Origin of the sequence: Pseudonocardia oceanicola (assembly GCF_047200735.1) — a bacterium.
Classification (GTDB): domain Bacteria; phylum Actinomycetota; class Actinomycetes; order Mycobacteriales; family Pseudonocardiaceae; genus Pseudonocardia.
Window position 1 is genome coordinate 268,508 of sequence record NZ_JBJZON010000006.1, and the last position, 8,287, is coordinate 276,794.

General features: G+C 73.0%; 9 protein-coding genes and 1 pseudogene. 3 read left to right on the forward strand and 7 right to left on the reverse strand.

Going from position 1 to position 8,287, the window contains the following annotated elements:
* Positions 1–130 precede the first annotated feature (130 nt).
* Complete coding sequence (glnA, locus tag ACL02T_RS12360; protein WP_412830795.1) at positions 131–1,552, forward strand: type I glutamate--ammonia ligase; 1,422 nt, start codon at positions 131–133, stop codon at positions 1,550–1,552.
* A gap of 117 nt (positions 1,553–1,669) precedes the next feature.
* On the opposite strand, the gene ACL02T_RS12365 is transcribed toward glnA, so the two are convergent.
* From ACL02T_RS12365 to ACL02T_RS12380, 4 genes are all read right to left on the reverse strand, one after another.
* Positions 1,670–2,641 carry an EamA family transporter gene (locus tag ACL02T_RS12365; RefSeq protein ID WP_412830796.1) on the reverse strand — a complete coding sequence of 324 codons (972 nt, stop codon included), beginning with the start codon at positions 2,639–2,641 and terminating at the stop codon, positions 1,670–1,672.
* Positions 2,638–3,072, reverse strand: a complete 435-nt coding sequence (locus ACL02T_RS12370) for a GlcG/HbpS family heme-binding protein (protein ID WP_412830797.1) — start codon at positions 3,070–3,072, stop codon at positions 2,638–2,640. Before ACL02T_RS12370 ends, ACL02T_RS12365 begins: the two co-directional genes overlap by 4 nt.
* 82 nt (positions 3,073–3,154) lie before the next feature.
* Positions 3,155–3,583 carry a nitroreductase family deazaflavin-dependent oxidoreductase gene (locus tag ACL02T_RS12375; protein ID WP_412830798.1) on the reverse strand — a complete coding sequence of 143 codons (429 nt, stop codon included), beginning with the start codon at positions 3,581–3,583 and terminating at the stop codon, positions 3,155–3,157.
* A 24-nt stretch (positions 3,584–3,607) separates the two neighbouring features.
* Positions 3,608–4,315 (reverse strand): M50 family metallopeptidase, encoded by a 708-nt coding sequence (locus ACL02T_RS12380; protein WP_412830799.1) that lies wholly within the window; start codon positions 4,313–4,315, stop codon positions 3,608–3,610.
* 88 nt (positions 4,316–4,403) lie between these two features.
* On the opposite strand from ACL02T_RS12380, the gene ACL02T_RS12385 reads away from it, so the two are divergent.
* Positions 4,404–5,321 carry a helix-turn-helix domain-containing protein gene (locus tag ACL02T_RS12385; protein WP_412830800.1) on the forward strand — a complete coding sequence of 306 codons (918 nt, stop codon included), beginning with the start codon at positions 4,404–4,406 and terminating at the stop codon, positions 5,319–5,321.
* Between the two features lie 119 nt (positions 5,322–5,440).
* On the opposite strand, the gene ACL02T_RS12390 is transcribed toward ACL02T_RS12385, so the two are convergent.
* From ACL02T_RS12390 to ACL02T_RS12400, 3 genes are read right to left on the reverse strand one after another with little or no spacing between them, the layout of a single operon-like run.
* Complete coding sequence (locus ACL02T_RS12390) at positions 5,441–5,953, reverse strand: hypothetical protein (protein WP_412830801.1); 513 nt, start codon at positions 5,951–5,953, stop codon at positions 5,441–5,443.
* Positions 5,954–5,967: 14 nt separating this feature from the next.
* Complete coding sequence (locus ACL02T_RS12395; RefSeq protein WP_412830802.1) at positions 5,968–6,666, reverse strand: LysE family translocator; 699 nt, start codon at positions 6,664–6,666, stop codon at positions 5,968–5,970.
* A gap of 54 nt (positions 6,667–6,720) precedes the next feature.
* On the reverse strand, positions 6,721–7,638 hold the full coding sequence (locus ACL02T_RS12400) for a DUF2961 domain-containing protein (RefSeq protein WP_412830803.1): 918 nt from the start codon (positions 7,636–7,638) through the stop codon (positions 6,721–6,723).
* 114 nt (positions 7,639–7,752) lie between these two features.
* Between ACL02T_RS12400 and ACL02T_RS12405 the strand changes: the two are divergent.
* Positions 7,753–8,156, forward strand: a pseudogene (locus ACL02T_RS12405) (hypothetical protein); the annotation flags it as partial.
* Positions 8,157–8,287: the final 131 nt, after the last annotated feature.

Consider the following 8,287-nt stretch of genomic DNA (forward strand, 5'->3'; position numbering starts at 1 on the left):
TTGTCCCATGTGAGAGACGACGCGATACCGGCCCGTTAACGTCTGTGAAACCCGCGAGTGATGCACGGGCAACACGGCCGCCATACCGTCGCGGCCGAATCCACGGAGACGACTGAAGGAGCCAGCGCGCGTGTTCAACAACTCCGAAGAGGTACTCAAGTACATCTCGGACGAGAAGGTCGAGTACGTCGACATCAGGTTCTGCGACCTGCCCGGCGTGATGCAGCACCTCACCGTCCCCGCCTCCACCGCCGGCGACCTGCTGGAGAACGGCGCCGCGTTCGACGGTTCGTCCGTCCGCGGCTTCCAGGCGATCAACGAGTCGGACATGGCCCTCCTGCCGGACTCGAAGACCGCGCGGCTCGACCCGTTCCGGAAGCACCGCACGCTCAACATCAACTTCTTCGTGCACGACCCGATCACGGGTGAGCCCTACAGCCGCGACCCGCGCAACATCGCGCGCAAGGCGGAGGAGTACCTGGCCGCCTCGGGCATCGCCGACACCGCCTACATGGCGCCCGAGGCGGAGTTCTACATCTTCGACTCGATCCGCTTCGGCTCGAACCCGCACGAGACCTACCACCACATCGACTCCTCCGAGGGCTGGTGGAACACCGGCCGTGAGGAGGACGGCGGCAACCTCGGCTACAAGGTCAACTACAAGGGCGGGTACTTCCCCGTCCCGCCGGTGGACCACTACGCCGACCTGCGCGCCGACATCGTGTCGACGATGATCGACTCAGGTTTCACCGTGGAGCGCGAGCACCACGAGGTCGGCACCGCCGGCCAGGCCGAGATCAACTACAAGTTCGACACGCTGCTCCACGCGGCGGACGACATCATGCTGTTCAAGTACATCGTCAAGAACGTGGCGTGGCAGGCGGGCAAGACCGCGACCTTCATGCCGAAGCCGCTGTTCGGCGACAACGGGTCCGGCATGCACGTCCACCAGTCGTTGTGGAAGGACGGCCAGCCGCTGTTCCACGACGAGTCCGGCTACGGCGGGCTCTCGGACACCGCCCGCTACTACATCGGCGGCCTGCTGCACCACGCGCCGTCGCTGCTGGCCTTCACCAACCCGACGGTGAACTCCTTCCACCGCCTGGTCCCGGGCTTCGAGGCGCCGGTGAACCTGGTGTACTCGGCCCGCAACCGCTCGGCCTGCATCCGGATCCCGCTGTCCGGCGACAGCCCCAAGGCCAAGCGCATCGAGTTCCGCTGCCCGGACTCGTCCGGCAACCCGTACCTCGCCTTCTCGGCGATGCTGATGGCGGGCCTCGACGGCATCAAGAACAAGATCGAGCCGCCGGCCCCGATCGACAAGGACCTCTACGAGCTCCCGCCGGAGGAGGCCAAGGACATCGCGCAGGTCCCGGCGTCGCTCGGTGCGGTCATCGACAAGCTCGAGGAGGACCACGACTACCTCCTCGAGGGCGGCGTGTTCACCCCGGACCTGATCGAGACCTGGATCTCGTACAAGCGGGAGAACGAGATCGACCCGCTGCGGCTGCGCCCGCACCCGTACGAGTTCGCGCTGTACTACGACGTCTGATCGCGCGAGCGCGGTCCGGCCTGCGGGTACGCGGTCGGGCCGCGGCGGTCGGATGGTCGGCCCAGGTGGCGGCCCGTGCACCCCGTTCCGCCGGGGTGGCGGGCCGTCGCCGCGTTCTCAGGGGGCCAGGGGTTCCGCGACACCGGCGGGGCGGGACCGGGTCAGCGCGACGCCGACCAGGATCAGCACTCCCCCCGCCAGCTGGATCGCCGCGGGGACCTCGCCCAGCAGCAGCCAGCTCGCCACCGCGGTGGCGACGACCTCCAGCAACGCCACGAGCGAACCCCGCGCGGCCCCGATCCGCCGGATCGCGACGACGCCGGTCAGATAGGCGACGACCGTCGAGACCAGCACGAGCAGGCCCGCCGCCACGACCCAGCCGACATCGACGCCGGCGAGGAGCACCGGGCCCGCGGGCGGTGTGGTCATCACCAGCGGCAATACCCCGGTCAGGCCCAGTGTCGCGACCACGACCGTGCCCACTGCCATCCCGACACCCGCCAGCACCAGCGGCGGGGTCGCGACGCCCGCGCGGTCGGCGAGCAGGAAGTAGCTCGCCTGGCAGACCGCCGCGGCCAGGCCCCACGCGAGACCGGCCGGCGGCACGGCGGTGCCCGACCAGACCTGCACCACCAGCAGCAGGCCGACGATCGCGACCGCGGCGCCGACGAGCGTGCGCCGGCTCGGCGGCTGCCGGCGGACCACCCAGGCCCAGCCGATGACCAGCACCGGGCCGAGGTACTCCAGCAGCAGGGCGATGCTGACCGGGAGGTACCGGACCGCGTTGAAGAACGCGACCTGCACGCCGGCCATCGCCAGCAGGCCGTAGAGCAGCAGGGCGGGGGCGTCGGCCCGCAGCGCGGCCAGCACACCGGGTCGGGTCGCCGCGAGCAGCACCAGCACCACGACGGCCGACCCCCCGATGCGGACGAACGCCGCCCCGGCGGAGGACCAGCCGGCGTCGATCAGCGCCTTCGCGAACGGACCGGAGAGCCCGAACGACACCGCCGACACGACGGCGAACGCGAGACCGACCTGGATCGCCCGACCGGCGGGATCGGTGGGCCGCGGGTCGTGCCCGGGTGTCACTCCGCGCCGGTGACGGCGACCAGGCCGGCGGCCTCGATCCCCGCGACGGCGGCGGCCTCGTCGTTGAGCGACAGGTCGCCGGTCACCCCCACCGCGCCGAGGAGAACGCCCTCGCCGTCCCGGACGAACACCCCGCCCGGCACGGAGAGGATCTTCCCGCCGGCGAGGGTGGCGACCGAGGTGAAGAACTCGGGCGAGTCGGCGGCGCGCGCCGCGATGGCGCGGTTCGTCATGCCCAGCGCCAGGACGCCGTTGGCCTTGGCGACGGCGAGGTCCGGCCGCAGGTAGCCGGACCCGTCCTGGCGGGCGAGGGCGACGATCGCGCCACCCGGGTCGAGGACGGCGACGGTCAGGGGCTTGAAGCCCTGCTCGGTGCCGTGCGCGAGGGCGGCGTCGACGATCGTGCGGGCCTGCTCCAGCGAGATGCTCACGAGACCCGAGCCTCTCAGACGCGGGGTCCCGTCGCCGACCCGGATCGCGTCCCGGCCCGGTACGGCCTCGGCGGGCCGATCGTCAGGCGGCGGGGATGAGGGCGAGGACCGGGATGGTGCGGATGCCCTCGGTCTTCTTCTCGTAGTCGCCGAAGCCCGGGGCAGCGGCCTTGATCTCCTCCCACTTCCGGTCCCGCTCGGCGCCGGCGAGCTCGGACGCCTCGACGGTCAACTCGCGCACGCCCTCCTCCGTGGCCAGGTCCACGGAGATCCGCGGGTGGGCCTTGAGGTTGTGGTACCACGCCGGATGGGACGGGGCGCCGGCGGCGGAGGCGACGATCAGGTAGCGGTCCCCGTCCTCGAAGTACACCAGCGGGCTGGTGCGGACCGCGCCGGACTTCGCGCCGACGTGGTGGACCAGGATCATCGGGGCGCCCTCGAAGGGCGGGCCCACCTTGCCGTCGTTCTCCTTGAACTCACGGATGACGCGGACGTTGAAGTCCTCGGGCACTGGGTTCCTCTCGGCCGATCATGCTCAGGGCATGAAGACGATCACTGCGGCGGCCAGTGTGGCCCCCAGCCCGATCAAGCCGAACACCCCCGCCCACATTCCGCCCGGCACGCCCGTGATGGCGGCGAGCTGGTCGGCGTCGGAGGTCGTGGTGCGGCGCCGGCGGCGGCTTCGCTGCAGCTCCCGCACCGCTCGCAGGCCGCCGAACAGCAGGAACCAGCACAGCGCGGCGGCGAACCCGGCCCGCCAGTCCGGCGGCGCCCACGTCGCGACCGCCCCGAGCACACCGCCCGTCACCAGCACGGCGAAGGCCCCGTACAGGTTGCGGATGTAGACGAGCGTCGCGACCAGCAGCGCGACCCCGAGCCAGAGCAGCGCGCTCGTGTACCCGCCCGCGACGAGCGCGGCGCCGCCCAGCCCGAGCAGCGGCGGGAAGACGTACCCGGCGAGGAACATCAGCACCACGCCCGGCCCGCGGCCCGCACCCGTCGAGTGCGTGACGCCGGACGTGTCCGAGTGCAGCCGGATCCCGGTGAGCCCGCGCCCGACCAGCACGGCGACGAGCGCGTGCCCGCCCTCGTGCGCGATCGTCACGACCGTCCTGGTCATCCGCCAGGACACCGTCCACAGCACGACGAGCAGTGCGGCGGCCGCCGCGGCCAGCTCGGCGGGGCGCGCGGTGAGGCCGTCCACGATCGCGTCGAGCACGCCCTGGACCTCGGGTGGCAGCACGCGCCGAGTCTGGCAGCGCCGGCTGTGTGCGGGCTGAGGGCCCGACCACCTTGACCTTCCAGCCGCTGGAACCCCGAAGGTGGATCCCGTGACCGCGACGCACCACCGGCCGGACCCCCTGCTGACGATCGGGCAGCTCGCCCGGCGCTCGGGGGTGCCCGTCCGCACCATCCGCTTCTGGTCGGACGAGGGCCTGCTGCCCGAGACCGACCGGAGCCCCGCCGGCTACCGGCGCTACGACGCGGCCGCCGTGGCCCGGCTCGATCTCGTCCGCACCCTGCGGGAGCTCGGGATGGGGCTGGACGACGTGCGGGAGGTGCTGCTGCGTCGCCGTCGCGTCGGCGAGGTGGCCGCCGCGCACGTGCGGGCCATCGACGAACGGATCCGTGCCCTGCGGGTGCAGCGTGCCGTGTGCACGCTGCTCGCCCGCGACGGCACGGATCCCGCACCGAGGGAGCTGAGACTGATGAACGACCTGGCCAGGCTGTCCGCCGAGGAGCGGCAGCGGATGATCGACGAGTTCGTGGCGGAGGCCTTCGCCGGCACCGACCCCGAAGCGCCCGGCGCGGGCATCGCCTCCGCCATGCGCACGATGCCGGCCGAACTGCCGGACGAGCCGACGACGGAGCAGGTGGAGGCGTGGGTCGAGCTCGCCGACCTCGTCGCCGATCCCGCATTCAAGGCGCGGGTGCGGGAGATGGCCGTCGCGGGGTCGGAGGCCGCCGCGCCGCCGCCCTACGACCCCGCCGCGGTGCTGGAGCACGCCGGGGCGGCGCTGCGGGAGGGCGTCGACCCCGCCTCGCCGGAGGCGGCCGCGGTGCTGGAGCGGATCGGCGTCGACGAGACCGCCGACCGGGCCGGGCTGGCGGCGACGGTCCGCACGTTCAGCGACCGGCGGGTCGAGCGGTACTGGACCCTGCTCGGCCGGCTCAACGGCTGGCCGGGGCGGCCGCCGAGCGTCCCGGCCTTCGAGTGGTTCGCCGCCGCCCTGCTCAGCAGAAGGTGACGACGTTGCGGTCGAGCGGCATCTGACCCCGCCGCTCGCTCGTGTCCGTCGACGCCGTGTACGGCAGCTCCGGGGTGGGGCTGCTCGGCCAGCACGTCGTCCCAGCTGCGAGGGGGCGTTCACCCAGGCGCGGTGCTGGTCGTCGAGCAGGTACCAGTCGATGGCGTAGCGCTGCGGGACCAGCAGCTGCCCGTTGATCGGGGCCAGCCCGCGGCGGTGGCGGTGCTGCCGCCGGGGATCGGCGCGGTGGACCCGGTCGCGTCGCCGACGCCCTGGTCTCCGGTCTGCGCGGCGAGCAGGTTCGCCTGGGCGGCCAGCTCCGGTCCGCTCAGGGAGAGCACGACGCCCTGGTCCGCCAGGACGTCGACCGTGTCCAGGGTGAACGGGGCCGACGTGGCGTTGGTGAGCAGCAGCTCGTACGTCACGTGGGTCTTGCCGTCCGTTGCCAGGACGGGCGCGGGGGTGGTCACCGTGGTGGCCGACAGCGGCGTGAACTTCGTGGTCGGGGCGATGCCGCCGGTGGGCACGGCGGGCGATCGGAGCAGTTGGGCGGTCTCCGCCGGTGCGCCCGCGCACCCGGCGGCGACCAGCAGGAGCAGGGCGGCGACCAGACCGATCCGACGTACAGGCATGCACACTTCCGGGGTCACCCCGACCCGCACACAGGCGAAGGGTTCCACTCTCGCAGAGAAGGGAGCGAGGTGCCGTGATCAGTCGGGACGGCCGCTGAGGGCCAGCCCGACCCCCTCCCGACGAGCACCAGTCCGCCCGCACCGCCCATCCGGCGCAGGCGGGCCGGGCTCCTCGCGAACCAGTCCCGCGCCGCGCCGGCGGCGAGCCCCCAGGTCGAGTCCAGCAGCGCCGCCGTCACGCAGAAGAGCAGGCCGACGATCAGCAGCTGCAGGGCCGGGTCCGCCGCCTGCGGACCGAGGAACTGCGGCAGCACGGCCGCGAAGAACACCAGCGCCTTCGGGTTGGTCAACCCGACGACCACGCCCTGCAGGAACACCCGCCGGTCGGCGACGGCGCCGGGAGCGCCCAGCGCGGCCACCAGGTCGCCGCGGGTGCGGATGGTGTGCACGCCGAGCCAGACGAGGTAGGCCGCGCCTGCGAACGTGACGATCGTGAACACCGCGGCCGACGCCGCGGCCACGGCGCCGAGCCCCAGCGCGACGACCACGACCAGCACGGCCACGCCCGTCGTGTTGCCCGCGACGCTGGTCAGCGCGGCGCGGCGGCCGTGCGCGAGCGCACGGCCCACGATGAAGAGCACGCTTGGGCCGGGGATCGCCACCAGGACCAGCGACGCGGCGAGGAAGGCGAGGATCCCGCCGGTCGAGGGCATGCCGGTGACGGTAAGGCGGTGGTTCGTGCCTCCGCCACGTGTTTCGCGGGGCCGTCACTGGTAGTAGAGGAGGCACCAGCAGAGGGTGTCGCCCGTGGTGCACGCGGGCTCGGGCAGGGACCTGACCACGGCGGAGCTGGTGAAGGGGATCCCGCCCCACTTCGACCACAGGTCGGTGGCCATGCCCACCACGTTCACGTTGCCGGCCGGGCGGTCCGTGCCGACGTAGCTGTGGACGCTGGTGCCGTAGTCCCGGCGGCCGTGGAAGTACCACCCGCTGTCGAACCAGTCCTCGGTCCCCGTCGCCTCGATCTGCGGCGTCGGCTCGCCGTCGACCGCGACCGAGAAGTTGCGCTCGAGCCAGGACAGGTTCGTGGCCCCCACCCCGCCGACGTAGGAGTGGTGGACGATCGACCCGGGGCCTCCCGTGATCTGCGCGAGCATGGTGGTGGATGCGGCCGTGCGGGTGACCTTCTGGTCGAGGTAGCGCGGGCCCTGGCAGCGCAGGCGCCGGCCGTCGGCCTCGTCGGTCGAGCTCAGGCTGTAGGTCGCCATCGAGTAGATGCTCGCGGTCTGCCCCGCGTCGATGTTGAAGTAGGAGATCGTGATCGAGCTCCCGAAGGGCAGGGGGTAGGTCGACAGGAACGCCGTCCGGTAGCTCGCGCTGTCGATCTCGACGTGCAGGTGCGGGCAGGAGTGGCTGGTGTTCGCGCTGCCGGCGCCCCAGTGCGTCGCCAGCAGCGTGCCCATGTCGATGTCAACCGCGGGCGTCGGCGAGCCGTCGTAGGCGACCCGCAGCCGGGCGTCCAGGGCCGGCACGTTGCCCCCGCCGAGCGCCATCCAGAGAGAGACGACGACCCCGGGACCGGTCCGGGCGAAGACCGTGCGCTCCGTGTTCGGCGGTACCCGGACGTTCTCGAGCTTGTCGATCCGGAGCTTCCCCTGCCGCAGCGTGGCCAGCGGGTTCGCCATCGCTCATCCCCTCGTCCGCGCGACCGCCCTCCCGACGCGACGCTACTGAGGACCCGCGGGGGCGGGGAAGCCGACGCGCACCGGACGGCTCGGCCCCCCGCTACGATCCCGCGCGTGTTCGGCATGGTCCGGCCCTGCCGGCACACCCTCTCCCCTGCCCTGCGCGCCGAGTGGGTCGGCCACCTGTGCGGGCTCTGCTACGCGCTGCGCGACGAGCACGGCCAGGCCGCACGGATCGCCACGAACGACGACGGCCTGCTGGTCTCGGTCCTGCTCGACGCCCAGTCCCCGGCCGGGGCCGCCGCACCGCCGGGCCGGACGGCCGGACGGCCGGACGGCCGGACGGCCGGACGGCCGGACGGCCGGACAACGCGGAACCGCTCGCCGAGGCCGGGCGGCTGTTCGGACGGCTCACCCACCTGCTCGACGCCGTCGAGGACCTTCCCGCCGACGCCGCGGCCGGGGCCTGGAACCCGCTGCTCGCGACCGGTACCGACCTCGTGGCCGCCCGTGCCCTGAGCGCGACTCGCGGAAGCCCACAGCGCGACTCGCGGAAGCCCACAGCGCGACTCGCGGGAGTCCAGGGCGCGACTCGCGGAAGCCCACAGCGCGACTCGCGGAAGCCCACAGCGCGACTCGCGGAAGCCCA